The sequence below is a fragment of the Streptomyces sp. NPDC051172 genome, from assembly GCF_040682555.1.
Lineage (GTDB): Bacteria > Actinomycetota > Actinomycetes > Streptomycetales > Streptomycetaceae > Streptomyces.
The window spans coordinates 43,191-68,731 of sequence record NZ_JBFBBE010000012.1; the positions used below are offsets into that span (position 1 = coordinate 43,191).

Genomic DNA, 25,541 nt, shown 5'->3' on the forward strand with positions numbered 1-25,541 from the left:
ACGGGAGAAATGACCATGCGTGCTGCAGTGGTGAGGACGTTCGGCGGGCCCGAGGCCGTGGAGGTCGTGGACGTGGAGGTGCCCGAACCGGCGGCCGGGCAGGTGCGGATCAGGGTCGCGGCGGCCGCGCTGAACCCGGTGGACGCGGGGGTGCGGGCCGGTGTCTTCGGGGGTGCGGGCAAGCAGATCGGGTTGGGCTGGGACGTCGCCGGGACCGTGGACGCGACGGGAGTGGACACTGCGTGGAGCGTCGGCGACGAGGTGGTGGCCCTGGACCACGGCGTGGTGCAGCCGCTGGGCACGCACGCCGAGTACGTCGTCGTCGACACGGACGCGGTCGCCAAGGCGCCGGCCACGGTGGACGCCGTGCACGCGGCGACGCTGCCGCTGAACGCCCTGACCGCCGTACAGGCCCTGGATCTGCTGGAGTTGGCGCCGGGTCAGTCGCTGCTGGTGACGGGGGCCGCGGGCGCGGTCGGCGGGTTCGCCGTCCAGCTCGCCGCCCGTCGGGGCGTGGCCGTGACCGCGCTGGCCAGGGAGGACGACGAGGAGCTCGTACGGTCCCTGGGGGCCGCGCACTTCACGTCCGGTGCCGTCGCGGCGGGGAGCGTCGACGCCGTGCTGGACGCGGCGGTCCTCGGCGAGACGGCTCTGGAGTGGGTGCGGGACGGGGGCGGGTACGTCGGCGTCATCCCGCAGGCGGCCCCGGCGTCCGTGCGCGGTGTGCGGACCGGTGCGGTGGAGGTGAGCGCCGACGGGGCGCGGCTGGCCGAGCTGGCGGGGCTTGTGGACGAGGGGGTGCTGACGCTGCGGGTGGCCGAGAGGTACGCCCTGGAGGACGCGGCGAAGGCGCACGCCCGCCTGGCGGAGGGCGGGGTGCGCGGCCGGTTGGTTCTCGTTCCCTAGGTCCTGCCCAGTGGTCCCCTTGGGGTGCCTTGCGCGGCAGCAGCCGTACGAGGGGCAGGCACAGGGCGACGGCCGCGACGACCACGGCGAGGCTCACCAGCAGGGCGTGGGTCTCGCCGCTGCCGACCGCCGTGAAGTACACGGTGGTCACGGCTGCCGCGCCGGTCGCGTTGGCGAACTGCTGCACCGCGTTGGGGGGAGCCGCTCGCGCTGCCGGCCTCCTCGGGGGCGATGTCGCCGATGGTGACGTCGTAGACCGTGCCGAAGCAGGTGCCCATACCGAGGCCGGTCAGCAGGAGGGGCGGGACGAGGGTCCAGCCGGAGCCGTGGGGGAGGAGGGCGAGGCAGCCGCAGCTGCCCAGGATCATCAGCAGTCCGGCGACGACGAGCGTCCGGAGGTGATGGACGCGAGGACGATGCCCGCGGAGAGCGGGATCAGGCCGAGTGCGGTGCCGGCGGGGGAGCGGCCGAGGCCTTGCTGGAGGTGGAGGGAGACCACGTGGAGGAGGCCGGCGACCGCGGCGAAGGCGAGGACGCCGAGGATCAGGCCCGAGGTGAAGCCGCGGTCGCGGAGGAGGGTCGGGCGGATCAGGGGTTCGGCGGCGGTGCGCTGACGGTGGCAGAAGGCGGCGAACAGGGCGAGGCCGAGGAGCAGCAGGGCGAGCGGGCGGGAGGTCCAGCCGGACGCCGAGCCGTCGATGAGTCCGCCGAGCAGGCCGAGCATCGCGCCGCCGAGCAGGGCCGCACCCGGGACGTCCACGGAGACGGTCGGGTCGCCGGTGTCGCGGGGGACGGGCGCGGGCGGAGAGCGGAGGTCTTTCTGCTGCGGTATGAAGAATCTGTGTCGCGCAGATAAATATCCGGAAGGGGTCGCCTGGCGTCAAGGGGATTTCGTCAGCCGGAGGTCCTGGCGGCGTAGGCGGTGGGTGGCACCCCGACCGTGGCCGTGAAGTCCCGTACCAGATGGGCCTGGTCGGCATAGCCGAGGTCGGCCGCCAGGGCTGCCCAGTCCACCTCGCGGTCCGTCTCCGCGTGCTCCAGGGCCTCATGGATGCGGTAGCGCAGGATGACCCACTTCGGGCCCACGCCGACATACCCGGCGAACAGCCGCTGCAGCAGCCGTACGGACATCCCTTCGGCGCGGGCGAAGTCGGCGACGCGGCGGATCGTGCGGTCGGTGCGGATGCGCTCGACCAGCGCCATCGCGAGGTCGGCCTGGGGGTCGGGGCGGGGGGAGAGGGAGAGCAGGAAGGTGTCGAGGGCGGCGATCCGGGCCTTTTCGTCGGGCGGGGTGAGGACGGCCGCGAGGTCCGCCGTCGGGAAGGTCTCGGGCGAGCGGACCCGCCGTCCGGTCCACTCGCTCACCGCCTGCCCGGGTGCGAAGGGGCGGAAGCCGCCGGCCGGAACTTGATGCCGCAGACCCGGCCGCGCCCCTCCAGCTTCTGCGCGAAGAGGCCCTGCTGGACGCCGGCGACCTCGACGAACGGCTCCTGGTCCGCGAACTGCTGGAAGACGAGGTGGACCGCGGGGTGCGGCACCACGTGCGAGACGTACGGCTCCTCCAGGTCCCAGTCGATCAGCCAGTAGTGCTCGACATGGCGGCGCAGCGGCTCGGCGGGGTCCGGGCGGCGGAAGTCCACGCGCGCGAGGAAGTCCGCGGCGCCGACGATGCCTCGGGTGTCACGGCGTGGGGCGGCCATGTCGGGATCGTAGGACGGGGCACTGACAATCGCCGGAATAAGGGGGCGGGGGCGACTGTTGAGCGGCTATAGTTGAATGGTCAACAACTTGGAGGTTGAGCGACCATGCAGTTCGGGATCTTCAGCGTCGGCGACGTCACGCCGGACCCGACCACCGGGCGTACGCCGACCGAGCGCGAGCGCATCAAGGCCATGGTCGCCATCGCGCTGAAGGCCGAGGAGGTCGGCCTCGACGTCTTCGCGACCGGTGAGCACCACAACCCGCCGTTCGTGCCCTCGTCACCGACCACGATGCTCGGCTATGTCGCCGCGCAGACCGAGAAGCTGATCCTCTCCACCTCCACGACCCTCATCACGACCAACGACCCGGTGAAGATCGCCGAGGACTTCGCGATGCTCCAGCACCTGGCCGACGGCCGGGTGGACCTGATGATGGGCCGCGGCAACACCGGACCGGTGTATCCGTGGTTCGGCCAGGACATCCGCGAGGGCATCAATCTCGCCATCGAGAACTACGCCCTGCTGCGCCGGCTGTGGCGCGAGGACGTCGTGAACTGGGAGGGCAGGTTCCGCACTCCGCTGCAGGGCTTCACCTCGACGCCGCGGCCGCTGGACGGCGTCCCGCCGTTCGTCTGGCACGGCTCGATCCGCTCGCCGGAGATCGCGGAGCAGGCCGCGTACTACGGCGACGGCTTCTTCCACAACAACATCTTCTGGCCGGCCGACCACACCAAGCGGATGGTCGAGCTGTACCGGGCCCGGTACGCGCACTACGGGCACGGCACGCCCGAGCAGGCGATCGTGGGCCTGGGCGGACAGGTGTTCATGCGGCACAACTCGCAGGACGCGGTGCGGGAGTTCCGGCCGTACTTCGACAACGCGCCGGTCTACGGTCACGGGCCCTCCCTGGAGGACTTCACGGACCAGACCCCACTCACCGTCGGCTCGCCGCAGCAGGTGATCGAGAAGACCCTGTCCTTCCGGGAGTACGCCGGTGACTACCAGCGCCAGCTGTTCCTGGTGGACCACGCCGGGCTGCCGCTGAAGAGCGTGCTGGAGCAGATCGACCTGCTGGGCGAGGAGGTCGTGCCGGTGCTGCGCAAGGAGTTCGCGGCCGCGCGTCCGGCGAACGTGCCCGAGGCGCCGACGCACGCCTCGCTGCTGGCCGCCGCGGAGAAGGAGGAGGCTGCCGTATGAAGCTGGTCGTCGTCTCGGCGGGGCTGAGCGTCCCCTCGTCCACCCGGCTGCTGGGCGACCGGCTGGCCGCCGCCGTGGGCCGGCAGACCCCGGTCGACATCCGGGTCGTCGAGCTGCGCGACCTCGCCGTGGAGATCGCGCACAACTTCACCAACGGGTTCCCGGGGCGGAAGCTCTCCGCCGCGCTGGACGCCGTGACGCAGGCGGACGGGCTGATCGTCGTCACCCCCGTGTTCTCGGCTTCGTACAGCGGGCTGTTCAAGTCCTTCTTCGACGTGCTCGACAAGGACGCGCTGGTGGGCAAGCCGGTGCTGGTCGCGGCGACCGGCGGTTCGGCCCGGCACTCCCTGGTGCTGGAGCACGCGCTGCGGCCGCTCTTCCCCATCTGCGCGCGGTGGTCGTCCCCACCGGTGTGTACGCCGCGTCGGAGGACTGGGGCGCGGAGGGCCTGGACGGGCGTATCGAACGGGCGGCGGGGGAGCTGGCGGGTCTGATGAGCGGCCTGTCGGCGAAGGCCCCGGCCAGGACGGGCGGTTTCGAGGTGGTGCCGTTCGCGGAGCAGCTGGCCGCGCTGTCCACCGCCGCTTCAGTGAGAGGACGGTAGGAGGGATCATCGGGTTGCCCGTGTGACGGTGAGAGGCCGGTAAAAAGGAAGATCGTACGGCGGCCGTCCTCCACTGAACCGCCACATGAATTGGCAGTATGGGTACGTGCCCCAAACTGTGCTGCTCGCCGAAGACGACCGTGCCATCCGTCATGCCCTGGAACGCGCCCTGAGCCTGGAGGGCTATCAGGTCACCGCGGTCGCCGACGGTGTCGAGGCGCTGGCGCAGGCCCACAAGACCCCGCCGGACGTGCTCCTGCTCGACGTCATGATGCCGGGCATCGACGGGCTGCAGGTCTGCCGGGTGCTGCGCGCCGAGGGCGACCGCACGCCGATCCTCATGCTCACCGCGCTCGTCGAGACCGCCGACCGCATCGCGGGCCTGGACGCGGGCGCCGACGACTACGTGGTCAAGCCGTTCGACGTCGAGGAGGTCTTCGCGCGGCTGCGCGCGCTGCTGCGCCGCACCAGCCCGGACAACGGGGCCGTGGCCGACGTGCCGAAGGAGCTGCCCGCGGCCTCCGACCGGCAGATCGAGGCCGCCGGGCTGCGCATGGACGTACAGGCGCGGCGGGCCTGGCGCGGTGAGCGCGAGCTGGAGCTGACGCGGACCGAGTTCGAGCTGCTGGAGCTGCTCGTGCGCAACGCCGGAATCGTCCTCGACCACTCCACGATCTACGACCGCATCTGGGGCTACGACTTCGGACCGGGTTCCAAGAACCTCGCCGTGTACGTCGGCTATCTGCGCCGCAAGCTCGACGAGCCCGGCGCACCGGCGCTGATCCACACGGTGCGCGGTGTGGGTTACGTGCTGCGGGAAGACTAGTGGGCAGGATCAGGCGGCTGCTGGCGAGAAGGCGGCCGGGGCTGGTCTCCCTGCGCACCACGTTCGCGGTCTCGTTCGCGGCGGTCACCGCCGCCGTCACGGTGCTGGTCGGAGTGCTGTCGTACAGCGCCGCGGCCCGGCTGGTCCGCGTCGACCAGGAGTCCGTGTTCAACCAGGTCGTGCAGGACCTGCGGGACGAGGTGCGGCACCACCGGATGACGACGGACGACTTCTCCTCCTCGGCGCCGGGCCATGACATCGTGCGGCCCGCCCGTACGGATGTGCAGGTGCTGGGGCCGGACGGCAAGGTCGTCGACCCGGGCAGCCCCGGGCTGCCGGTGGTGGCCGCCGACCGGTCCGTCGCGGCCGCCCGGAAGGCCGGGAAGCTGGCCGTGCACAAGGACGTCGACGTCGACACGGACGTCTACCGCATCGCGACCGTCTCGCTCGGCGCCGGGCGGGGTGCGGTGCAGGTCGCGCAGGAGTTCAGCGACACCGAGGATCTGCTGCGGGCGCTGCAGCAGCGCACCCTGATCCTGATGTGCGCGGTGGTGATCGGGGCGGGTCTGTTCGGCTGGTGGCTGGCGCGGCGCATCACCCGCCGTCTGATCCTGCTGACCTCGGCCGCGGAGGACGTCGCCCGCACCCGGCGGCTCGGCATCGAGGTGCCCGTCACCGGCTACGACGAGGTGGGCCGACTCGGCCGTGCCTTCGACCGCATGCTGGGCCGTCTCGCCCAGTCGGAGGAGGACCAGCGGCGCCTGGTCCAGGACGCGGGCCACGAACTGCGCACGCCGCTCACCTCGCTCCGTACGAACATCTCCCTGCTGCGGCGGATCGACGAACTTCCCCCGGCCACCCGTGACGAGCTGGTCGCGGACCTGGGCCAGGAGGCGCGTGAACTGACCGACCTGGTCAACGAGCTGGTGGACCTGGCGGCCGGGCAGTCCGACAGTGAGCCGCTGCAGCGGGTCGACCTCGCGGACCTCGCGGAGGACGTGGCGGGGCTCGCGCGGCGGCGCAGCGGGCGCCAGATCACGGTCCGGGTGAGCGGTGACACGACGATCGACGGGCGTCCCGGGATGCTGCAGCGCGCGATCTCCAACCTTGTCGAGAACGCCGCCAAGTTCGACCGCGACGGCACCGGGCCCATCGAGATCGCCGTCTCCGGGCCCGCCCGTGCGGGCACGGTCCGTGTGGAGATCCTCGACCGCGGCCCCGGAATCGCCGACGGCGACCTGATCCGTATCTTCGACCGCTTCTACCGCGCAGCCGACGCGCGGTCCCTGCCCGGTTCCGGGCTCGGCCTGTCGATCGTGCGGGAGGTCGCCATGGCGCATGGCGGAGCGCCGTTCGCCGCGCAGCGGGCGGGAGGCGGGTCGGTGATCGGGTTCACCGTCGGCGGGGTGCCGGGGAGCGGGACGGGCGCGGCGGGGTGACGCTGCCTTGAGGGTGTGTGTCGTCGTCTGCGCCTCCGGCATCGCCGGTGACGCCGGCAAGCTGATCACCGCCGGGCAGGAACGGAACTGGGACGTCGGGCTCGTCGCCACCCCGCAGGGGCTGGGCTTCCTCGACACCGAGGCGATCGAGGCCCGGACCGGCTACCCGATCCGCTCGGCCTGGCGCGCACACCCGGTGAGCCACGACCGTTGCCGCCCGCGGACGCGATCGCGGTTGCGCCGGCCACCTTCAACACGGTCAACACGTGGGCTGCCGGCATCTTCGACACCCTCGCCTTGGGCATCCTGTGCGAGGCATACGGGATGGGCATCCCGACCGCTGTCCTGCCGTACCCGAACTCGGCCCAGGCCGCCGACCCCGCGTACCGCCGGAGCCTGGAGCACCTGCGCGAGATGGACGTACTGATCGGCTCGTACGAGCCCCACCGACCCAAGGCCGGCGGCGGAGCCGACCGATACCGCTGGGAGGAGGCGTTGGAGCTCCTCGCACATCAGCACCCCCAGCAAGGCCAATGTGCCCTGCCGCCTGACCGCCCCTCCGGCACCAAAAAGGGCGAGGCCCGAAGACCCCGCCCGATCCGCCAGAAGCCCCAGCTCAGGGCCACACAAGGCAGTACGGCTGATGCCCCGCCTCATGCAACCTGTGGCTGAAGTCCTGCCACTCGTGCAGCAGTTGGTACACGTTGAACGCATCCCGCGGGCCCCCGCGGTCCGGCACCGTCGACCAGATGAATGCAGCCGCGCCGACCGCCTCCTCGCCTATGCCCCGCAGCGGGTCGACGACCGTCATCGGGAGCTTGACCACCGCGTAGTCGGGGTGCAGGACGACCAGTTCGAGGGGCGGGACCTTGTGGAGGGGGACGCCTTCGATGCCCGTCAGCACCATCGCCGCCATCGTCTCCGGCTTGATCTTGGTGAACATGCCGTTCATGCCGAGCTCGTCGCCGCCGAGTTCCTCGGGGCGCATCGAGATCGGGACACGGGCCGCGGTCGCGCCGTCCGGCGCGCCGAAGTACTTGTACGTCACCCCCACCCGACCACCATTCCTGCTCCCCGCCCGGAGCGCGTCGCCCCGGCGGTCGATCCGCCGGTCGATCTGCTCGGGCTCGCTCGGTGCACCCTGTCCCCGACGTGTCTCGGTAGCTTCCTCCGCCTCGCGTCGGTGCCTTCCTCGATGGGCACGTCGAGGACCCAGGTCATCAGTCCCCTCGCCCAGTCCGCCACCGCGATGCATATCTCCACCCGACTGCTTTTCTAGGACGCGTGGCCCCCGCCGCGCAACCCGATCATCGTGTCAGTGACCTCCCCCACGGCCGCCCGCCGAAACGTGCGCTGAAACACCTGTCCGCAGGATCTTCGCAGCCTCTGAACAAGCCTCCGTACACCTCGTCGTACACCTGGCCGCGCACCCGGTCGTACATCCATCCGTACACCTATACGTACGCCAGGACCGTATGAGCTGTGTGTATCAGGTCCCAGTTTCGCAGATCGTCCAGGGCGGCGGCTGTCTCTCCGGTCAGCAGCACCCGCTGCCGCCCGTGCACCCTGGCCTACCCTGAGGAGGTCCCTTGCAACCGGAGCCCGAGAAGTCGGAGAAGGTCGGAGAAGTCGCAGGTCATGAGCGAACTGCCTGATTCACTGCCTTATTCATACGAAGCGCCTGCCTCGCAGGCACTGTTCGACCGGGCCGCGGCCGTCACTCCCGGTGGGGTGAACTCCCCGGTGCGCGCATTCCGTGCCGTGGGCGGTACGCCCCGGTTCATGGTGTCCGGTACCGGTCCGTATCTGACGGATGCGGACGGGCGGGACTACGTCGACCTGGTGTGTTCCTGGGGGCCCATGATCCTCGGGCACTCCCGCCCGGAGGTCATCGCCGCCGTCCAGGACGCCGTCTCGCGCGGTACTTCCTTCGGTACGCCCGGTGAGGGCGAGGTCGCGCTCGCGGAGGAGATCGTCGCGCGCGTCGAGCCCGTGGACCAGGTGCGGCTGGTGTCCAGCGGGACCGAGGCCACCATGAGCGCCATCCGGCTCGCCCGCGGGTTCACCCGGCGCACCAAGGTGATCAAGTTCGCCGGGTGTTACCACGGTCACGTCGACTCGCTGCTCGCCGCCGCGGGCAGCGGCGTGGCCACCTTCGCCCTGCCGGACACCCCCGGCGTCACCGGTGCCCAGGCCGGCGACACCATCGTGCTGCCGTACAACGACCTCGAGGCCGTGCACGAGGCCTTCCACCGGCACCCCGGTGAGATCGCCTGCGTGATCACCGAGGCCTCGCCCGGGAACATGGGTGTCGTGCCGCCGCGGCCCGGGTTCAACCAGGGCCTCAAGGACGCCTGCTCGAAGAACGGTGCCCTTTTCATCTCCGACGAGGTCATGACCGGGTTCCGCACCAGTCGGGCGGGCTGGTTCGGGATCGACGGGGTCAAGCCCGATCTGATGACCTTCGGGAAGGTCATGGGCGGCGGGTTCCCCGCCGCCGCCTTCGGCGGGCGGGCCGATGTGATGGCGCATCTCGCGCCCGCCGGGCCCGTCTACCAGGCCGGCACCCTCTCCGGGAACCCGGTCGCCACCGCGGCCGGACTCGCCCAGCTGCGCCTGCTCGACGATGCGGCGTACGACAAGGTCGACGCCGTGTCGGCGACCATCCGGTCGCTCGTCACCGAGGCCCTGAGCAAGGAAGGCGTCGGGCACCGGCTGCAGAACGCCTCCAACATGTTCTCCGTCTTCTTCACGGACCGGGAGGTCCGCGACTACGAGGACGCCAAGAAGCAGGAGTCCTTCCGCTTCACCGCCTTCTTCCACTCGATGCTGTCGCAGGGCGTCTATCTCCCGCCCTCGTCCTTCGAGTCCTGGTTCGTGTCCACGGCCCACGACGATCAGGCCGTGCAGCGCATCGCCGACGCCCTTCCGGCGGCGGCCCGAGCGGCGGCGGAGGCAACCGCGTGAGCGAGAACACCAGCGGCGACATCACCGTCGTCCATGTCATGCGGCACGGCGAGGTCGCCAACCCGGACGGGGTCCTGTACGGGCGGCTGCCCGGCTACCACCTCTCCGAGCTGGGCCGGCAGATGGCCGAGCGGGTCGCCGAGCACCTGGCGCCCCGGGACATCACCTACGTCTGCTCCTCCCCGCTGGAGCGGGCCCAGGAGACGGCCGCCCCGATCGCCAAGGCGCACGGGCTGGACCTGGCCGCCGACGAGCGGCTCATCGAGGCCGACAACGTCTTCCAGGGCAAGACCTTCGGGGTCGGGGACGGCGCGCTGCGCAAGCCGGGCAACTGGAAGCACCTCGTCAACCCGTTCAGGCCGTCGTGGGGCGAGCCGTACGTCGACATCGTCGTCCGGATGATGCAGGCGCTGGACTCGGCCAAGGACCGGGCGCGGGGGCACGAGGCCGTCCTCGTCAGCCATCAGCTGCCGATCTGGATCGTGCGGTCGTACGTCGAGAAGCGGCGGCTGTGGCACGACCCGCGCAAGCGGCAGTGCACGCTGGCCTCGCTGACGTCCTTCACCTACCAGGGCGACAAGCTCGTGTCCGTCGGCTACAGCGAGCCGGCCCGCGATCTCGTCCCGGCCCATCTCCTCGCGGGCGCCAAGCCGGTGAAGGGAAAGAGCAAGGCCTTCGGCGCCTGAGGTCTCCTTTGGGGAAGTCATGGGACCCCGTTGGGAGATGAGAAATCCCCTTTGGGATCCCATGACACGTTCGTGACATTTGTTGCCAGATCAACGTGATCGTCAGGAACCACTCCCTTCGTCATGTCCTCTGAATGGGTGACCACCACAGGACATGACGATCGGGGTTGGAATGAGTGCTCTCACTCGAAGGGGAATGCTCGGGCTCGGCGCGGGCGCTGCGGCCGCCGTCGGACTCTCCGGCTGCGGCACCCTCACGCAGTCAGATGGGTCGACCCATGGTTCGGGTTCCAACAGCGGCGGATCCGGCAAGCCTTCTCCTTCCGGCCGCCCCATCGGAGACGGCTCGACCTCCTTCACGGGCAAGCAGCCCTACCAGCCGGCCAAGCCCGAGCCGTTGCAGCCGGGGCAGGCCCCGCCGCAGTTCGTGGTCTTCTCCTGGGACGGCGCCGGCGAGGTCGGCAACGGGCTCTTCCCGCGCTTCCTCGACCTCGCCAAGCAGCACCAGGCGTCCATGACCTTCTTCCTCTCCGGGCTGTATCTGCTGCCCGAGTCGAAGAAGCGTCTGTACAACCCGCCGAACAACAGGATCGGCGCCTCCGACATCGGCTACCTCAACGACGAGCACGTCAAGGCGACGCTGACCAGTGTGCGCCGGGCCTGGCTCGAAGGCCACGAGATAGGCACGCACTTCAACGGTCACTTCTGTGGCGAGACCCACACCTCCGTCAAGTGGTGGACGCCCCAGCAGTGGCGCAGCGAGATCGACCAGGCCAAGTCCTTCGTGAAGAACTGGAAGACCAACACCGGCTTCACCGACCTGCCGGCCCTGCCCTTCGACTACGACAAGGAGCTCGTCGGCGGCCGGACGCCCTGCCTGCTCAACCAGGAGAACCTGCTGCCCACCGCCCGTGAGCTGGGCTGGCGCTACGACGCCTCCTCGCCCGGCGGCCTGCAGGTGTGGCCGTCGAAGAAGCACGGGCTGTGGGACTTCCCGCTGCAGTCGATCCCGTTCCCCGGCAAGAGGTTCCAGGTCCTCTCGATGGACTACAACATGATGTTCAACCAGTCGCAGAACTCGACCAAGGCGCCGGCCTACAACTACCCGGCCTGGCGCGAGCAGGCGGCCGGGGCCTACATCGCCGGCTTCAGGCGGGCGTACTTCACCAACCGCGCGCCCTTCTTCATAGGCAACCACTTCGAGCACTGGAACGGCGGCATATACATGGACGCCGTGGAGCAGGCGTTCAAGCACATCGCGCTGGCGAAGGAGAAGGGCGCCGACGTCCGGCTCGTCTCCTTCCGGCAGTTCACCGACTGGATCGACGTACAGAAGCCGGAGGTCCTCGCCAAGCTGCGCACCCTCGGCGTCGGTCAGCAGCCGGTGGGCGGCTGGAAGACCTTCCTCAAGGGGACCGCCTCCTCCTCGTCCTCGACCAACGGACAGGCTGCCTGAAATGCGGTTCTCCCCCCCCGCAAGGGGGGTGCGCACGACCCCGGGAACGGGCATGCGAAACTTTTCACATGAGTGCCGCCAGCCGCGCCCCCGTGCGCCCGAACCGCGCACGTCGCCGAGCCGCCCTGACCACCGCCGGTGCCGCGGTCGCCGCGCTGCTGATGTCCGCCTGCTCGTCCGGAGGGACCTCCGGCGGGGGCGGTGACACCAACTTCGTCATGGGCAAGGACGGCATCTCCACCGCGAAGAAGGGGGAGCGGGCCGCGGCGCCCGACCTCTCCGGCAGGACCGTCAACGGGGGACAGCTCGACGTCGCCTCCTTCAAGGGCAAGGTCGTCGTCCTGAACGTGTGGGGTTCCTGGTGTGCCCCCTGCCGTGCCGAGGCGCCCAACTTCGAGAAGGTCTACCAGGACCTCAAGACCAAGGGCGTCCAGTTCGTCGGTATCAACACCCGCGACACCAGCACCCAGAACGCGGTCGCCTTCGAGAAGCAGCAGGGCATCACCTACCAGAGCCTCTACGACCCCACGGGCAAGCTGATGCTCCGCTTCAAGAGGGGCACGCTCAACCCGCAGGCGGTCCCCTCCACGCTCGTCCTCGACCGGGAGGGCAGGATCGCCGCCCGCTCGCTGGCCGCGCTCAGCGAGGACAAGCTGCGCAAGATGATCGCCCCGGTCCTCGCGGAGAAGTGACGTGACCTCAGTCACCACGCTCGCCGCGACGGGCTACAACGACACGGTGCTCAACGGCGCCCTGCTGCTCGCGTTGCCCATCGCGCTCCTCGGCGGACTGGTCTCCTTCTTCTCCCCGTGCGTCCTGCCGCTCGTCCCCGGCTATCTGTCCTACGTCACCGGGGTCGCCGGCACCGACCTGGCCGAGGCCCGGCGCGGGCGGATGGTCGCGGGCGCCTCCCTCTTCGTCCTCGGCTTCACCGCCGTGTTCGTCTCCAGCGGCGCCCTGTTCGGCTACTTCGGCGACACGCTCCAGGACAACAAGGGCATCCTGTCCAAGGTGCTGGGCGCGCTCATGATCCTCATGGGTGTCTTCTTCATGGGGCTGATGCCCTGGATGACCCAGCGGGAGTTCCGCTTCCACAAGCGGCCGGTGGCAGGTCTCGCCGGTGCCCCGCTGCTGGGTGCGCTGTTCGGCATCGGCTGGACCCCGTGCATCGGCCCGACCCTCGGCTCCGTGCTGACCCTGTCCGCGCAGCAGTCGAGCGCGGGCCGGGGCGCCATACTGACCGTCGCCTACTGCCTCGGCCTCGGCGTGCCCTTCGTGCTCGCCGCGGTCGCCTTCCGCAAGGCGCTCGGCGCCTTCGGCTGGGTCAAGCGCCACTATGTCTGGGTGATGCGGATCGGCGGCACGATGATGATCGTGACCGGTCTGCTGCTGCTGACCGGCGCCTGGGACCGCATCGTGCAGGACATGCAGTCCTGGTCCGCCGGCTTCACTGTGGGGATCTGATCGATGAGCAAGGCCACCACCGGTACGCCCTCCGAGCGGGCCGACGACCCGGACCTCGGCGCTGCCGGCTCCCAGCTCTCCACCGCGCCCAGGGAGGAGCTGGCGAACCTGCCCGCGATGGGCGTCATCGGCTGGGCCCGCTGGTTCTGGCGGCAGCTCACCTCGATGCGGGTCGCGCTGCTGCTGCTCCTGCTCCTGTCCCTCGGCGCCATCCCCGGCTCGCTGATCCCGCAGTCCGGCATCGACGAGACCAAGGTCGCCGACTTCCGCAAATCCCACACCTTCCTGGCGCCGGTCTACGACAAGCTCGGCCTCTTCCACGTCTACAGCTCGGTGTGGTTCTCCGCGATCTACATCCTGCTGTTCGTCTCCCTCATCGGCTGCATCGTCCCGCGCACCTGGCAGTTCATCGGCCAGCTCCGCGGCCGCCCGCCGGGCGCCCCCAAGCGCCTGACCCGGCTGCCCGCCTACACCACCTGGCGCACGGAGACCGAACCCGAGCAGGTACGCGAGGCCGCGCTCGCCCTCCTCAAGAAGCGCCGCTTCCGCGCCCACCTCGCCGGTGACGCCGTCGCCGCCGAGAAGGGCTATCTGCGGGAGGTCGGCAACCTCGCCTTCCACATCGCGCTGATCGTGATGCTGATCGCGTTCGCCTGGGGCCAGCTCTTCAAGTCCGAGGGCAACAAGCTGATCGTCGAGGGCGACGGCTTCTCCAACACCACCACGCAGTACGACGACTTCAAGTCCGGGAACCTCTTCACCACCGACGACCTGGTGCCGTTCAGCTTCCACCTGGACAAGTTCACCGGCACCTACGAGGCCAGCGGCCCCAACAAGGGCACCCCGCGCACCTACCAGGCCGCCCTCACCTACAGCCAGGGCGCCTACGGCAAGGGCAGGAAGGACCTGGTCAAGGTCAACGAGCCGCTGGAGATCGGCGACGCCAAGGTCTACCTCACCGCCCACGGCTACGCCCCCGTCATCACGGTCCGCGACGGCAAGGGCAACGTCGTCTACCGCGATGCCGTACCGCTCCTCCCGCTCGACTCCAACGTCACCTCCACCGGTGTGGTCAAGGTCCTCGACGGCTACAAGAACGCCAAGGGCGTCAGCGAACAGCTGGGCATCTCGGCCTTCCTCCTGCCGACCTACACCCCGGGCAGCGAGACGGCCTCCACCTTCCCCGCGCTGCGCAACCCGGTGCTGAACCTGACGCCGTACCACGGCGACCTCGGTGTCGACTCCGGTATCCCGCAGAGCGTGTACCAGCTCGACAAGGCGCATGTGAAGGAGTTCAAGGACTCCAAGGGCGCCCAGCTCAGGGACAACCTGAGGCCCGGCCAGACCATGCAGCTCCCGAACGGCGCCGGCTCGATCACCTACGAGTCCACCAAGCAGTGGGCGAACTTCCAGGTCGTCCAGCAGCCCGGCACCTCCTGGGCGCTCGCCGGCTCCCTCACCGCGATCTTCGGCCTCGCCGCGTCCCTGTTCATCCAGCGCCGCCGCGTCTGGGTGCGGGCCGTCAAGGGCGCCGACGGTGTGACCGTCGTCGAGATGGCCGGCCTCGGCCGCAGCGAGTCCGCCAAGCTCCCCGAGGAACTCGGCGACCTCGCAGGAATCCTCTACGACCAGGCGCCGGGCGCACCCGAGCCCGACGAGCACTCCCACGACTCCGACGCCGAACCCGACGCCGGCTCACCGGACCAAGACGACACCACCACCCCCGACACCGAAGTCGTACCTGCCGAAGGGGCTGAGACGAAGTGACTCTCGCCGCCGGAACCGAGTTGGCCACGGCCACCAACGAACACCTCGCGAACATCAGCAACACACTGATCTACTCCGCGATGGCCGTCTACACCCTGGCCTTCTTCGCGTACATCGCCGAATGGCTCTTCGGCAGCCGCAGCAGGGTCGCCCGCACGGCCGCCGCGCTCACCACGGAGGCGAAGGGGGCCAAGGCCCCGGCCGTCACCGTGAACAAGGCGGGCGGCACCGCGGTACTGGAGCGGCCCAAGGTCGTCGTACGGGCCTCGGCCGGTGCGCGGGACGTGCCCGACGGGCCCGGGGCGCACGGCGGGGACGAGCAGGGCGACCTCTACGGGCGCATCGCCATCTCGCTCACCGTGCTCGCGTACCTCGTCCACCTCGCCGGCGTGATCGCCCGCGCGGCCTCGGTGGAGCGGGCGCCATGGGGCAACATGTACGAGTTCAACATCACGTTCTCCGCGGTGGCCGTCACCGTGTACCTCGCGCTGCTCGCGCTGAAGAAGAACGTCCGCTGGCTCGGCCTGTTCCTGATCACCACGGTCCTCCTCGACCTCGGCATCGCCGTCACGGTCCTGTACACCGCCAGTGACCAGTTGGTTCCCGCTCTCCACTCGTACTGGCTGTACATCCACGTCTCCACCGCCATCCTGTGCGGCGCGGTCTTCTACGTGGGCGCCGTCGGCACGCTGCTGTACCTCTTCAAGGACTCGTACGAGACCAAGCTGGAGAACGGCGGCACGCCCGGCCGCTTCGCCACCTCGTTCCTGGAGCGCCTGCCCTCTTCGTCCTCGCTGGACAAGTTCTCGTACCGCATCAACGCGGCCGTCTTCCCGCTGTGGACGTTCACGATCATCGCGGGCGCGATCTGGGCGGAGTCGGCCTGGGGCCGCTACTGGGGCTGGGACCCGAAGGAGACCTGGGCGTTCATCACCTGGGTCGCCTACGCCTGCTACCTGCACGCCCGCGCCACCGCCGGCTGGAAGGGCCGCAAGGCCGCCTACCTGGCGCTGATCGCCTTCGGCTGCTGGCTGTTCAACTACTACGGCGTCAACATCTTCGTCTCCGGCAAGCACTCGTACGCGGGCGTCTGAGCCACGCAGGGCCGACACTGGTGTCATGAGCGGTTCCATCGCACAGGGCACCAGTCAGAGCCACGGGAACACGCACATGCTGCACTTCCTGGTGCGGGTCCCACGGCGCATGGAGGACGTCTGGCCGGCGGTGGCCACCCCCGAGGGGCTCGCCCGGTGGTTCACCGCCGCCGACGTCCTCGAACCCAGGCTCGGCGGCGCGGTCGCCCTGCGTGACCTGGGCAGCGGCCGGGTCACCGCCTGGGATGTGGACCGGGTCGCCGAGTACACGCTGGACGACGGCGACCGGATCCGTTTCCACCTGGAGCGGGACGGCGAGCAGGGCACGGCCCTCCGCTTCACCCACGAGTACCGGGGAGCCGAGGCGGCGGAGCCCGCCTGGCGGGCCCGCTTCGAGAAGCTGGTCAGCCGACCGTGATCGAGTCCAGCTTCTCCCGCAGATAGATGTGCGAGTCGACCGGCTCGTACGCCACCCGCCCCACCGGCGCCGGCACGGACTCCACCAGCGTCCCCGGTGTGCACTCGCCGAAGTACACGAGCGACATCAGCTCCTCGGCGGGCGCGTCCCCGGGCGGCGGCAGCACCCGGTGCCGACCCGACCGCCACCTGTCACCGGTCCAACGGGCCATCAGATCCCCGATGTTGATGGTGAAGGCCTCCGGGTCGAAGGGCGCGTCCTCCCAGCCGCCCTCGTCCGTGTACACCTGCAGCCCGCCCTTGCCGGCCTGCCGGTCGAGGATCGTGACCGTCCCGAAGTCGGTGTGCGGCCCGATGCGGAACTGACCCGGCTGCGGCTCCCCGACGACCTCCGTGCCCGGATACCAGTTGATGTTGAAGCCGTACGTCGGATGGTCCATGTGCCGGGAGAAGAAGTCCGGTTCCAGGCCGAGCGCCTCGCCGAGCAGGGACAGCAGCTGCTTCTCCAGCTCGCCCATCCGCTCCAGGTACTCCTCGCACAGCGTCCGGAGCTCCGGCACTTCCTGCGGCCACACATTGGGCGCGTACCACTCCGCGTTGACGACCGGGTCCTCGAAGGGCTCGTGCGTCGCGAACGTCAGCGACTCCTTCAGGTCCGGCGGGGTCTCGGTACCCTCCGAGTAGCCGTTGGCCTCGGCGCCCGGGCCGAGCCAGCCGCGGCCGCCGACCTTCGCCGCGTACGGCTGCTTGACGCCGACGGGCAGCCGGAAGAACGCGCGGGCCGCCGCCCGGATCGCCGACCGCAGTGCCGGATCCACGCCGTGCCCGGTGACCAGCAGGAACCCGGCGGTCTGCAGGGCCTCGTCGACGGTGCGGGCGATGGCGGTGCGGGCGTCCTCGTCGCCGTCGAGCCACGGCCGCAGATCGATGGTCGGAATACGCGGGTCACTCACCGATGTCCTCATTCCACAGTGCCGGATGGTTCTTGATGAAGTCGCGCATCATCCCGATGCACTCGGCGTCGTCCAGCAGCACGATCCGCACGCCGTGCTCCGCCAGCCAGTCGTGCCCGCCGTGGAAGGTGGCCGCCTCGCCGACCACCACCCGGGAGATGCCGAACTGGCGGACCAGACCGGAGCAGTACCAGCACGGCGAGAGGGTCGTGACCATCGTCGTACCGCGGTACGAGCGCTGCCGTCCCGCATTGCGGAACGCGGCCGTCTCCGCGTGCATCGAGGGGTCGTCGTCCTGGACGCGCCGGTTGTGGCCGCGGCCCAGCAGGGTGCCGTCGGCGCCGTAGAGCGCGGCGCCGATCGGGATGCCGCCCTCCGCGAGCCCCGTGCGCGCCTCCGCGACGGCGGTGGCGAGCCAGGCCCGTGCCGTCACCTGGTCCATGGGGTCCTCAAGGTCCATGTCCTCACTCTGCTGTGGCCGAAACACGAGGGCAACGTGCGGAAAGTACTCTCCGGGCATCCCGCCGCCGGACGAACTGTCCACGCGCCGTCCCTGGAGGTGCCCGTGGCCGCACTCACCCTCCGCGAAGTCCTGGACCTCGATCCCGTCCGCGCCTCCGAACCCGCCCTCCTCGCCGGCGAGGGCGCCCTGGACCGCCCGGTCCGCTGGGTGCACTCCAGTGAGGTGTACGAGGGCGCCAACTTCCTCGACGGCGGAGAACTGCTGCTCACGAACGGTTTCGGCCTGATGGACGCCGACGAGGAGGTCCGCCGCCGGTACGTCCGCGAGCTGGCCGCGCGGGGCGCCGCCGGGCTGGCGGTGGAGGTGGGCCGCTCACTGCCGCAGATGCCGCCCGAGGTGGTCGACGAGGCCCGCCGCCTGGGCCTGCCCCTGCTGGCCCTGCACCGGGTCGTGCCCTTCGTACGGATCACGGAGGCGGCGAACCGCGCGATCGTGGCCCGGGGGCTGTCCGGGCGGTCGGTGGTCCGTCCCTGGGGCGGCGACCACACGGCCGCCCTGCTCGCCGACCTGGCCGACCGCGCGGCCCTCAACCAGCCGGAGGTCGAGGCACGGTCCGCGCTCGCCGGGTTCCACCCGGGGCCGGGCGCCCGGCTCATCGGGGTGTCGGTGCACGGCACGCGCGAGGTGGGCGCCGTGGACCGGGCAGTACGGCTGCTGGGCGGGGCGGGCGTGCTGCGGGCGCCGTTCCCGGGGGATGTGCTGGCACTGCTCGCGCTGCCGGGCGACGGCGGCGCGGGCCTCGGCGGTCGCTTCCGCTCCGGTGATCCGGTCCGTGCCGTCCAGGATGCCTTCCGTACGGCAGCCGACGCGGGCCTCACCGTCGCCGTCGGGCACGCCGTCGACGCGGGCAGCGGCTGGCTGCGCTGGAGCGACACGCTGCGGGCGGCCCGTACGACGCTGGAGCTGGCGCTGACCGTGCCGGCCGCCGAACCGCCCGCCCCCGAGGGCCCGTTGGTCACCTCCGCCCGTGCGCTCGCCCTGGAACGGGAGCTGACCCGCGGCGGCATCGACACCAACCGCGACCGCCTCGACCGGCTGGTCCAGCACACCCTGGGCCCGCTGCTGGCCTGGGAGGCGGCCCACCCCAGCGACCTGGTCCGCACCCTGGAGGTCCATCTGCGGCACGGCTGCTCCCCGACCCGGACCGCGGCCCTGCTGCACATCGGCCGCCAGTCGCTGTACCAGCGGCTGGAGCGGATCGAGTCCCTGCTGGGGCTTGAGGTCGACGATCCGGACCTGCTGGCGGAGTTGTTGGCGGCGGTGTGTGCGCATCGGGTCGTGCGGGGGCGCTCCGCTGGGGGTGCCGTGATGGACCGCCGGTCGTCTGCTGGTTCGACCGGGCTGGTCGCGCCCCGCGGCGGAGCCGCATATGGACACAGCCCCGCGCCCTTTTCGGGGCGCGTTCCCAGCGCAGGGTGACCTGGCGCGGGCCGTTGTACGGGGCCGAGCACAGGACCGTTCTCGGGGTGCGCAGGGTGTCGTCCTCGGTGAACAGCTTGCGGCCGCGTCGACCTTGTTGAGCATCGCGAGGCCGAGCCGGATGTTGCCGGCCACGAATCGCTCGCCCCGGAACGGCTACGTGCCGGGATGCCCGCCCGCCGCAGGAACGAGCAGTGGCGCGGTAAGTCGGCGTACCCACCGTGTCGAAATTCGCGACGAACTGTCCAGCCCGCGCGCTGCCCTCAGCCGCTCACCCGCAGCAACAGCTTCCCGGTGCTGGTCCGCGTCCCCATCAGCCGGTGCGCCTCTGCTGCCTCCTCCAGCCCGAACTCGGCGGTGACCGGCAGCGACACCGTGCCGTCCACCGCCTTCGCGAAGGCCCGCTCGGCGAGGGAGCGCAGTTCCCCGGGGGCCGTCTGCGCCAGCGTGAGGATCGAGAAGCCGCCGACCGACAGCCCGCAGGGGTAGAGCTCCGGCTGGCCCACCGTCCACGCCGGTGCCGCACTCGCGTTGCCGAAGGAGACCAGGCGCCCGAAGAACGCGAGCGAGGCCAGGCTGCCCCGAAGCGTCTCGCCGCCGACCGGATCGAGCGCGAGGTCGACGCCCCGGCCGCCGGTCGCCTCCCGTACCGCCTCGGCGAACTCGCCGACGAACACCTCGTCGTAGCCGTACTCGCGCGCGTACGCCGCCTTGGCCGCGCTCGACACCACCCCGTACACGGCCCCCGCCCCGGCCGCCTTCGCCAGCTGTCCCGCCACCGTGCCGACGCCGCCCGCCGCGCCCTGCACGAGCACCGTCTCGCCCGGCTGCAGCCGGCCCACCGCGTGCAGCAGGGCGTACGCCGTCGGCAGCACGGCCGGCAGGGTCGCCGCCGTACGCAGGTCGACGCCGGCCGGGACCGGGAAGACGGTCGCGGCGTTCGCCAGGACCACATCCGCGTAGGCGCCGCCCTCCGTCAGTGCCGTCACCTCCTGGCCGACGGACAGACCCGTGACCCCCTCGCCGAGCGCGCGGATGCGCCCCGACGCCTCCAGTCCGGGCACGTAGGGCAGCTGCGGCACCCGGTAGCCCTCGCTGCGCGCCTTGAGATCGGCGAAGTTCACCCCGGTGTACGCCACGTCGAGGCTCACCTGGCCCGGACCGGGCTCGGGGACCTCCGCCTCCACGACCTTCAGGACCTCGGGTCCGCCGTACTCCTGGAACTCCACCGCACGCATGCCACACCATCCATGACTGTTCGGTCCACGACTGCTCCATGGACTGTTCAATGAAAAGCGAACAGTCGCGAGTGTATGATTTTCATCGAACAGTCGGCAAGACGTGAACCTCGGTCAGGCGTGAAGGAGGCCCGCGTGGCGCAGCGCACCAGTCATCGGGCCGCCCCCGAGCACACCCACCCCGACGACGTCTCCGTGCAGACCGCCCTCGCCGCGCTCGCCGACCCCGTACGCATCAGCCTGGTCAGGGAGCTGGCGGGCTCGGCGGAGTGGTCGCGCAGCTGCGGCAGCTTCGACGTGCCGGTCGGCAAGGCGGCGCTCAGCCACCACTTCGTGGTGCTGCGGGGCGCGGGCCTGGTCGAGCAGCGGGACGAGGGGCCCCGGCGGGTCAACCGTCTGCGGCGGGCGGAGTTCGAGGCCCGCTTCCCGGGTCTGCTGGACCTCGTCCTGCGGGACGAGCCGACGGTCTGAACCTCCGCGCCCCCTCCCGCGTCACAGTGCTGACGCCGACGCAGGGGGATGGAGGGGGACATGGGCAGCAACCGCACCTGGATCGCATCGGCCGGAGCGAGCGTCGCGCTGGTGGTGGCCGCGGGTCTGTACGTCCAGGCCATGGGGGCCGGTCACACCGACGGAGGTCTCAGAGCGGATCCCGACCGGATCAAGTCGGCGGTCGCGGACCGCACCTGCGCCGGCACCCGCCCCGTCGAAAGCCTCCCGGACCGCGACGACGGCACCCCGCTGACGCGCGTGGTCGTACACGTCGACGAACTGGCCCGGAAGAGGTACCCCGACGTCTACACAGGCCTCTCCGTCGACGAGGATCACCGGTCGGTCGACGTCTGGCGCATGCCCTCAGCCGCCTTGGACGACGCGATCTGCGGGGCGGCCGTGCGGGGCGTGACCGTGCGGCTGCACGACACCGACATCGGCGGAAGGACCCTCCACGCCCTCTGCGACCGGGTCGTCGACGACATGCACCGCTGGGACGGCACCTTCGCGATGCGTGAAGTCGCCGCGGACGAACGGGGCTTCGTCCTCATCGGGGTCGACGACCCCGACAAGGCGGAACCGATCCTCAAGAAGGCCTACGGGGAGCACAACAGCCGGTACATCAGGGTCGAGCACGCGGATCAGGCGGAACCGCTGGACGGGAGCTGAGCCTTCGCCCGGCGCAGCACCGCATACAGCGCCGCGCTCACCACGAACCCGACCACCGGAGTGATGTCGCCGAACGACGGCCAGTGCTTCGGTACGTAACCGACGTAGTCCTCCTGGTTGGAGAAGAGCGGGACCGACACCGCGACGCCGATCAACAGGGCTGCCAGGCCGGGCCAGTTGGTGAAGGAGCGGTCGTTCAGGCGGGCGGCCAGCTCCTCGTCCGTGGTCGTGCGGCCCTGCAGCCACCGCTCCACCAGGACGACCCCCAGCCACGGCGCCACCCAGTACGCGATGACCAGCAGGAACGCCTCGTACGCCGACCCCGCGTCGGACAGTGACGCCCACGCGGCCGCCGTACCGGCGACACCCGACACCACGACCAGCACGCTGCGGCTCAGCCAGGTGGGGAGCTTCAGACCGAAGGAGGCGATGGAGATCGCGCCCGAGTAGATGTTGAGGGCGTTCGCGGAGATGCCGCCGAGGATGATGGCGAGAAGCACCAGGTCACCGAGCCAGCCGGGGAGATGACCGGTGAAGGCCGCCGTCGGGGTGGCGTTCTTCGGGGCCACGATGGTCGCCGAGGCCGCCCCGATGACCGCCACGAGGGCGACGGACACGAACAGGCCGACGGCCGGGTAGAGGACGGTCCTGAACCGGTTCGCGGTGCGCGGCAGATAGCGGGAGTAGTCCGTGGCGTACGGGTTCCAGCCGGCCGCATAGCCCCAGGCCGCGCTGAAGGCGAGGAGGAACCCGCCGACGCCGCCGCCGCTGCCGCCCCCGCCGAGGTCCGCGTCCTTGAACGTCCACACGCCCGCCAGCAGGAAGATCACCGCGAGGGCCGGGAAGGCGTACTTCTCGAAGGTGTGCACGAAGTTGTGGCCGATGAAACCGATCAGGATCTCGGCCACGACCACCAGGAGAAGGGAGGGCAGCGGGCGCAGGCCCGTCAGGGTGTTCAGGGCGAAGGCCGCGCTCACGCTGTTCACCGCGAACCAGCCCACACCAGCCACCAGACCGTTGGCCGCGGCCGGCAGGATGTTGCCCAGGCGCCCGAAGGAGAAGCGGCCGATCACCATCTGCGGCACACCGAACCGCGGCCCGTCCAGGGAGAGTACGCCCTGCGTGATCGCGCCCAGCGCCGTGCCCAGCACGATCGCGGCCGTGGCCTGCCAGAAGCTCAGACCGAAGAACAGCACCGAGATCACACCGATGAAGACGGTCGCGAACTCGATGTTCGGGGACGCCCAGGTCCACAGCAGCTGCAGCGGCGAGCCGTGGCGTTCGGCGTCGGGGATGGGCTCGGAGCCCGCCGTCTCGACGGCGATGACCTTGTCACCGTATGCGGGGGCGAGGGCGTTGGAGGAGTCGGCGGGAGCAGTCGTCATGCGAGGTAAGTGTCCGGTTCCGGCCGGTCCGGGCACAGGGGCGCACTGTCCGCTTCGGTGGGCCCTGCGGCGTACAACCTGTAGGCATCGGCGCCGCCGATGACCCCATCGGCAGGACGCCCCACTGGCGCGTGGACCCGCACCGCCACCCGCTCGTAGCGTCCAGGACATGACCACGCAGAGCAAGTCCGCAGAGAACAGGGGCGTCGCCCAGCTGATGACCGCGATGGTGCTGTCCGGCACCCTTGGCGTCTTCGTCGTCGAGTCGGGCGCCTCGCCTTTCAACGTCGTCTTCTTCCGGGTCGTCTTCGGAGCCCTCGCGCTCGGCTCCTACGTCCTCTCCCGCGGCTGGTTCCGCGGCCACGGCTTCACCCCGCGCACCCTTGGACTCGCCGTCCTGGGCGGCGTGTTCATCGTCTTCAACTGGGTGTTCCTCTTCGAGTCGTACCGGAACACGTCGATCTCGGTCGCCACGGTCGTCTACCACACACAGCCGCTCTACGTGGTCCTGCTCGGCGCCCTCCTCTTCCGCGAGCGCCTCACCGCCGCCAAGGTCGGCTGGATCGCGCTGGCCTTCGCGGGCCTGATCCTGGTCTCGGGCGTCACACCGTCCGACTTCACCAGCGGCGGGAGCTACCTCAAGGGCGTCGGCCAGGCCCTCCTCGCCGCGCTCCTCTACGGCCTGTCCACCCTGGTCACCAAACGCATCACCGGCGTCCGCCCGCACCTGATCGCCCTGGTCCAGGTCCTCGTCGGGATCTCGCTGCTGCTCCCCTTCGCCGACTTCGGCGCGATGGCCGGCACCGGCTGGGACTGGGGCTGGCTGGTCGGCCTCGGCTTCATCCACACCGGCGTGATGTACGTCCTCATGTACGCCGCCTACGCCAAGCTGCCGACCTCGAAGATCGCCGTCCTCGCCTTCGTCTACCCGGCGGTCGCGATGGTCATGGACTGGGCGGTGTACGGCCACCACATCGGCCTCGTCCAGGCACTGGGCGTCCCGCTGATCGTGCTGGCCGGCCTGAAGGTCACGCTTGCTCGGCCACGATCTTCCGCGCCTGCTCGAGAAACAGCCGTACGTGCGCCGGAAGCCGCTTCCCGGCCCGCCACGCCAGTTGCGTCCGAAGCGTGAACGGCGGCTGCCACGGCAGCCGTACGAGAGACCCCTCGGCGAGTTCGGCGGCGACCGTCACCTCGGGCAGCAACGAGACCCCGAGGCCGGCCGCCGCCGCGCGTTTGGTGGCCTCGATCGTCCCGAACTCCACGAAGTCGACCGGCTCACCGGCCGACTTGAGTTCCCGCTCGAACAAGTCCCGGTAGGCGCAGCCCGGCTCGGTCGCGAGAAGGGGCTGGCGTACGAGATCGGCGGTGGCGAACTCCCGCCCGGCGAGGGCGTGTCGGGGCGCGGCGACCAGCGCGAGCGGCTCCTCGCACAGGACCACGCTCTCCAGGCCCGGGTGCTCGGTCGCCTCCTCCATCAGGAAGCCGAGATCGTAGGTGCCCTGCCGCAGCGCCTGCCGGGTCTCGTCGCCGATGGTGGTGCGCAGGGAGAGCCGCACCCCGGGGTAGCGGTGGTGGAAGAACTCCAGCAGCGGCGGCAGCCGGTACGAGGTCAGCGACTCCATCGTGCCGACCACCAGCGAACCGACGGGCTCCTCGGTACCGGTGACCGCGGCCCGCGCATCCTCGGTGAGCTCGATGATCTGCCGGGCGTAGGGGAGCAGCCGCTCACCTGCCTCCGTGAGCCGGATACGACTGCCGAGCCGGTCGAACAACTCGACACCCAGGGACGACTCCAGGGCCCGTACCTGGCCGGTCACGCTGGACTGCGCGTACTTCAGCTCGGCCGCGGCCTGCGTGAAGCTCAGCACGGTCGCGACCTTCTCGAAGGTGACGAGCAGCCGCAGCTCCATCAGTCCGCCCTGGGGTCCTCGCCGCGCTCGCGCCGCCGCAGCTCCTCCTCGCGGCGCCGCAGATCGGCCTCCCAGTCCTTGAGGAGCGCCTCGTCCTTCACGTCTTTGGAAGATGCAGCCTCCTCCTTGAGGGACTTCAGGAACTCGGGGTTGTCGTCGGGCGCGACGAACGGGGTGCGGTGGTGGCGGTGCCACTCGGAGGGCGTGGATCCGGCCGCCGGGACGGGCCCGCGGTACTTGCCCGCGATCAGCCAGGCGATCGGCCCCACCAGCACCTCTCCGAACAGCAGGATGATGATGACCCAGACCACCTTGGGCAGCCCGCGGACCTGCTCCTCAGGGGTGTTCAGGCAGTCGATGAAGGCATAGATCCACAGCGCCAGGACCAGCAGGAACGGCAGATACCTGATCATGGTGGTGCGATCC

The 25,541-nt window shown here is 70.5% G+C and carries 24 protein-coding genes and 3 pseudogenes; 18 read left to right on the forward strand and 9 right to left on the reverse strand.

Annotated elements, in window-relative coordinates; all coding sequences use genetic code 11:
- Positions 1–15 precede the first annotated feature (15 nt).
- Entirely contained in the window at positions 16–906 is an 891-nt protein-coding gene (locus tag AB0N07_RS09690; protein ID WP_365833692.1) for an NADP-dependent oxidoreductase, read from the forward strand.
- Positions 907–1,273: 367 nt separating this feature from the next.
- Here the strand turns inward: AB0N07_RS09690 and AB0N07_RS09695 are convergent, their stop codons facing one another.
- Together AB0N07_RS09695 and AB0N07_RS09700 are read right to left on the reverse strand one after the other, a co-directional pair.
- Positions 1,274–1,666, reverse strand: coding sequence for a hypothetical protein (locus AB0N07_RS09695; protein ID WP_365833693.1), 393 nt, complete (start codon positions 1,664–1,666; stop codon positions 1,274–1,276).
- A 134-nt stretch (positions 1,667–1,800) separates the two neighbouring features.
- Positions 1,801–2,606 (reverse strand): annotated as a pseudogene (locus tag AB0N07_RS09700) (helix-turn-helix domain-containing protein).
- A 105-nt stretch (positions 2,607–2,711) separates the two neighbouring features.
- Between AB0N07_RS09700 and AB0N07_RS09705 the strand changes: the two are divergent.
- The 5 genes and pseudogenes from AB0N07_RS09705 to AB0N07_RS09725 form a co-directional block, all read left to right on the forward strand.
- A complete protein-coding gene (locus tag AB0N07_RS09705; RefSeq protein ID WP_365833694.1) occupies positions 2,712–3,803 on the forward strand; it encodes an LLM class flavin-dependent oxidoreductase in 1,092 nt (363 codons plus the stop codon).
- Positions 3,800–4,407 (forward strand): annotated as a pseudogene (locus AB0N07_RS09710) (FMN reductase). The gene AB0N07_RS09705 and the pseudogene AB0N07_RS09710 overlap by 4 nt, the downstream one beginning before the upstream one ends.
- A 118-nt stretch (positions 4,408–4,525) precedes the next feature.
- Positions 4,526–5,233, forward strand: a complete 708-nt coding sequence (locus AB0N07_RS09715; protein WP_099930649.1) for a response regulator transcription factor — start codon at positions 4,526–4,528, stop codon at positions 5,231–5,233.
- A complete protein-coding gene (locus tag AB0N07_RS09720) occupies positions 5,233–6,672 on the forward strand; it encodes an ATP-binding protein (protein WP_365833695.1) in 1,440 nt (479 codons plus the stop codon). The genes AB0N07_RS09715 and AB0N07_RS09720 overlap by 1 nt, the downstream gene beginning before the upstream one ends.
- A gap of 7 nt (positions 6,673–6,679) precedes the next feature.
- Positions 6,680–7,179: pseudogene (locus AB0N07_RS09725) on the forward strand (flavoprotein); the annotation flags it as partial.
- A gap of 109 nt (positions 7,180–7,288) precedes the next feature.
- Here the strand turns inward: AB0N07_RS09725 and AB0N07_RS09730 are convergent.
- The gene (locus tag AB0N07_RS09730; RefSeq protein ID WP_365833696.1) at positions 7,289–7,927 is read right to left on the reverse strand and encodes a hypothetical protein; all 639 of its coding nucleotides are present in this window, start codon (positions 7,925–7,927) and stop codon (positions 7,289–7,291) included.
- 383 nt (positions 7,928–8,310) lie between these two features.
- Here AB0N07_RS09730 and hemL point away from each other — a divergent pair, with 383 nt between their 5' ends.
- The 8 genes from hemL to AB0N07_RS09770 all read left to right on the forward strand — a co-directional run bounded on the left by hemL (position 8,311) and on the right by AB0N07_RS09770 (position 16,524).
- Entirely contained in the window at positions 8,311–9,639 is a 1,329-nt protein-coding gene (hemL, locus tag AB0N07_RS09735; protein ID WP_365833697.1) for a glutamate-1-semialdehyde 2,1-aminomutase, read from the forward strand.
- Between the two features lie 38 nt (positions 9,640–9,677).
- On the forward strand, positions 9,678–10,325 hold the full coding sequence (locus AB0N07_RS09740; RefSeq protein WP_365833781.1) for a histidine phosphatase family protein: 648 nt from the start codon (positions 9,678–9,680) through the stop codon (positions 10,323–10,325).
- A gap of 172 nt (positions 10,326–10,497) precedes the next feature.
- Positions 10,498–11,781 (forward strand): hypothetical protein, encoded by a 1,284-nt coding sequence (locus AB0N07_RS09745; RefSeq protein ID WP_365833698.1) that lies wholly within the window; start codon positions 10,498–10,500, stop codon positions 11,779–11,781.
- Positions 11,782–11,849: 68 nt separating this feature from the next.
- Positions 11,850–12,473, forward strand: a complete 624-nt coding sequence (locus AB0N07_RS09750; protein ID WP_365833699.1) for a TlpA disulfide reductase family protein — start codon at positions 11,850–11,852, stop codon at positions 12,471–12,473.
- Between the two features lies 1 nt (position 12,474).
- Positions 12,475–13,245, forward strand: a complete 771-nt coding sequence (locus AB0N07_RS09755) for a cytochrome c biogenesis protein CcdA (RefSeq protein WP_344403542.1) — start codon at positions 12,475–12,477, stop codon at positions 13,243–13,245.
- A 3-nt stretch (positions 13,246–13,248) separates the two neighbouring features.
- The gene (locus AB0N07_RS09760) at positions 13,249–15,012 is read left to right on the forward strand and encodes a cytochrome c biogenesis protein ResB (protein WP_365833700.1); all 1,764 of its coding nucleotides are present in this window, start codon (positions 13,249–13,251) and stop codon (positions 15,010–15,012) included.
- On the forward strand, positions 15,009–16,106 hold the full coding sequence (gene ccsB, locus AB0N07_RS09765; protein WP_365833701.1) for a c-type cytochrome biogenesis protein CcsB: 1,098 nt from the start codon (positions 15,009–15,011) through the stop codon (positions 16,104–16,106). Before AB0N07_RS09760 ends, ccsB begins: the two co-directional genes overlap by 4 nt.
- A gap of 25 nt (positions 16,107–16,131) precedes the next feature.
- Entirely contained in the window at positions 16,132–16,524 is a 393-nt protein-coding gene (locus AB0N07_RS09770) for an SRPBCC domain-containing protein (protein WP_365833702.1), read from the forward strand.
- Here the strand turns inward: AB0N07_RS09770 and AB0N07_RS09775 are convergent.
- Both AB0N07_RS09775 and AB0N07_RS09780 read right to left on the reverse strand, forming a co-directional pair.
- Positions 16,511–17,488: a 2-oxoglutarate and iron-dependent oxygenase domain-containing protein gene (locus AB0N07_RS09775; RefSeq protein ID WP_365833703.1), complete on the reverse strand. Its 978-nt coding sequence runs from the start codon at positions 17,486–17,488 to the stop codon at positions 16,511–16,513. The two genes, AB0N07_RS09770 and AB0N07_RS09775, sit on opposite strands and share 14 nt — an antisense overlap.
- A complete protein-coding gene (locus AB0N07_RS09780) occupies positions 17,469–17,936 on the reverse strand; it encodes a nucleoside deaminase (RefSeq protein WP_365833704.1) in 468 nt (155 codons plus the stop codon). The genes AB0N07_RS09775 and AB0N07_RS09780 overlap by 20 nt, the downstream gene beginning before the upstream one ends.
- Before the next feature lie 105 nt (positions 17,937–18,041).
- Between AB0N07_RS09780 and AB0N07_RS09785 the strand changes: the two genes are divergently transcribed.
- Positions 18,042–19,418: a PucR family transcriptional regulator gene (locus AB0N07_RS09785; RefSeq protein ID WP_365833705.1), complete on the forward strand. Its 1,377-nt coding sequence runs from the start codon at positions 18,042–18,044 to the stop codon at positions 19,416–19,418.
- 263 nt (positions 19,419–19,681) lie between these two features.
- Here AB0N07_RS09785 and AB0N07_RS09790 read toward each other — a convergent pair whose 3' ends face one another.
- Positions 19,682–20,656, reverse strand: a complete 975-nt coding sequence (locus tag AB0N07_RS09790; RefSeq protein WP_365833706.1) for a zinc-binding dehydrogenase — start codon at positions 20,654–20,656, stop codon at positions 19,682–19,684.
- Between the two features lie 135 nt (positions 20,657–20,791).
- On the opposite strand from AB0N07_RS09790, the gene AB0N07_RS09795 reads away from it, so the two are divergent.
- Together AB0N07_RS09795 and AB0N07_RS09800 are read left to right on the forward strand one after the other, a co-directional pair.
- A complete protein-coding gene (locus tag AB0N07_RS09795; RefSeq protein WP_365833707.1) occupies positions 20,792–21,127 on the forward strand; it encodes a helix-turn-helix transcriptional regulator in 336 nt (111 codons plus the stop codon).
- A gap of 60 nt (positions 21,128–21,187) precedes the next feature.
- Entirely contained in the window at positions 21,188–21,817 is a 630-nt protein-coding gene (locus AB0N07_RS09800; RefSeq protein WP_365833708.1) for a hypothetical protein, read from the forward strand.
- Here the strand turns inward: AB0N07_RS09800 and AB0N07_RS09805 are convergent.
- The gene (locus AB0N07_RS09805; RefSeq protein ID WP_365833709.1) at positions 21,790–23,202 is read right to left on the reverse strand and encodes a cytosine permease; all 1,413 of its coding nucleotides are present in this window, start codon (positions 23,200–23,202) and stop codon (positions 21,790–21,792) included. The genes AB0N07_RS09800 and AB0N07_RS09805 overlap by 28 nt on opposite strands.
- 169 nt (positions 23,203–23,371) lie before the next feature.
- On the opposite strand from AB0N07_RS09805, the gene AB0N07_RS09810 reads away from it, so the two are divergent.
- Positions 23,372–24,334 (forward strand): DMT family transporter, encoded by a 963-nt coding sequence (locus AB0N07_RS09810; protein ID WP_365833710.1) that lies wholly within the window; start codon positions 23,372–23,374, stop codon positions 24,332–24,334.
- Here AB0N07_RS09810 and AB0N07_RS09815 read toward each other — a convergent pair.
- Entirely contained in the window at positions 24,231–25,115 is an 885-nt protein-coding gene (locus AB0N07_RS09815; RefSeq protein ID WP_365833711.1) for a LysR family transcriptional regulator, read from the reverse strand. The genes AB0N07_RS09810 and AB0N07_RS09815 overlap by 104 nt on opposite strands.
- Complete coding sequence (locus AB0N07_RS09820) at positions 25,115–25,528, reverse strand: PLD nuclease N-terminal domain-containing protein (RefSeq protein ID WP_365833712.1); 414 nt, start codon at positions 25,526–25,528, stop codon at positions 25,115–25,117. Before AB0N07_RS09820 ends, AB0N07_RS09815 begins: the two co-directional genes overlap by 1 nt.
- Positions 25,529–25,541: the final 13 nt, after the last annotated feature.

What these genes read in the sequence shown, in the direction of transcription:
- AB0N07_RS09690 (WP_365833692.1), top strand. Translation starts at nt 16, where the DNA reads ATGCGTGCTGCAGTGGTGAGGACGTTCGGCGGGCCCGAGGCCGTGGAG.
- AB0N07_RS09705 (WP_365833694.1), top strand. Translation starts at nt 2,712, where the DNA reads ATGCAGTTCGGGATCTTCAGCGTCGGCGACGTCACGCCGGACCCGACC.
- AB0N07_RS09730 (WP_365833696.1), bottom strand. Translation starts at nt 7,927, where the DNA reads ATGCATCGCGGTGGCGGACTGGGCGAGGGGACTGATGACCTGGGTCCT.
- hemL (WP_365833697.1), top strand. Translation starts at nt 8,311, where the DNA reads ATGAGCGAACTGCCTGATTCACTGCCTTATTCATACGAAGCGCCTGCC.
- AB0N07_RS09740 (WP_365833781.1), top strand. Translation starts at nt 9,678, where the DNA reads ATGCGGCACGGCGAGGTCGCCAACCCGGACGGGGTCCTGTACGGGCGG.
- AB0N07_RS09745 (WP_365833698.1), top strand. Translation starts at nt 10,498, where the DNA reads ATGAGTGCTCTCACTCGAAGGGGAATGCTCGGGCTCGGCGCGGGCGCT.
- AB0N07_RS09750 (WP_365833699.1), top strand. Translation starts at nt 11,850, where the DNA reads ATGAGTGCCGCCAGCCGCGCCCCCGTGCGCCCGAACCGCGCACGTCGC.
- AB0N07_RS09760 (WP_365833700.1), top strand. Translation starts at nt 13,249, where the DNA reads ATGAGCAAGGCCACCACCGGTACGCCCTCCGAGCGGGCCGACGACCCG.
- AB0N07_RS09770 (WP_365833702.1), top strand. Translation starts at nt 16,132, where the DNA reads ATGAGCGGTTCCATCGCACAGGGCACCAGTCAGAGCCACGGGAACACG.
- AB0N07_RS09775 (WP_365833703.1), bottom strand. Translation starts at nt 17,488, where the DNA reads ATGAGGACATCGGTGAGTGACCCGCGTATTCCGACCATCGATCTGCGG.
- AB0N07_RS09780 (WP_365833704.1), bottom strand. Translation starts at nt 17,936, where the DNA reads ATGGACCTTGAGGACCCCATGGACCAGGTGACGGCACGGGCCTGGCTC.
- AB0N07_RS09790 (WP_365833706.1), bottom strand. Translation starts at nt 20,656, where the DNA reads ATGCGTGCGGTGGAGTTCCAGGAGTACGGCGGACCCGAGGTCCTGAAG.
- AB0N07_RS09800 (WP_365833708.1), top strand. Translation starts at nt 21,188, where the DNA reads ATGGGCAGCAACCGCACCTGGATCGCATCGGCCGGAGCGAGCGTCGCG.
- AB0N07_RS09805 (WP_365833709.1), bottom strand. Translation starts at nt 23,202, where the DNA reads ATGACGACTGCTCCCGCCGACTCCTCCAACGCCCTCGCCCCCGCATAC.
- AB0N07_RS09810 (WP_365833710.1), top strand. Translation starts at nt 23,372, where the DNA reads ATGACCACGCAGAGCAAGTCCGCAGAGAACAGGGGCGTCGCCCAGCTG.
- AB0N07_RS09815 (WP_365833711.1), bottom strand. Translation starts at nt 25,115, where the DNA reads ATGGAGCTGCGGCTGCTCGTCACCTTCGAGAAGGTCGCGACCGTGCTG.
- AB0N07_RS09820 (WP_365833712.1), bottom strand. Translation starts at nt 25,528, where the DNA reads ATGATCAGGTATCTGCCGTTCCTGCTGGTCCTGGCGCTGTGGATCTAT.